Origin of the sequence: Pantoea dispersa, from assembly GCF_014155765.1 — a bacterium.
GTDB classification, from domain to species: Bacteria; Pseudomonadota; Gammaproteobacteria; order Enterobacterales; family Enterobacteriaceae; genus Pantoea; species Pantoea dispersa.
Genome location: NZ_SCKT01000021.1, coordinates 2,252 through 2,466, shown reverse-complemented (window position 1 = coordinate 2,466; position 215 = coordinate 2,252). Strand labels below are relative to the sequence as shown.

Here is a 215-nt window from a genome sequence, read left to right as displayed (position 1 = left end):
GTTCGAGTGTGAGCATGCCTGTCGGGACCCGAAAGATGGTGAACTATGCCTGAGCGGGGTAAAGCCAGAGGAAACTCTGGTGGAAGCCCGCAGCGATACTGACGTGCAAATCGTTCGTCTGACTTGGGTATAGGGGCGAAAGACTAATCGAACCATCTAGTAGCTGGTTCCCTCCGAAGTTTCCCTCAGGATAGCTGGAGCTCGGACGCGAGTTC

At 54.9% G+C, this 215-nt stretch carries 1 rRNA gene (cut by a window edge); it reads left to right on the top strand.

The features are described 5' to 3' along the window. Positions 1–215, top strand: a 23S ribosomal RNA gene (locus tag H7K56_RS23610) (its annotated part continues 2,214 nt past the right edge of the window); the annotation flags it as partial.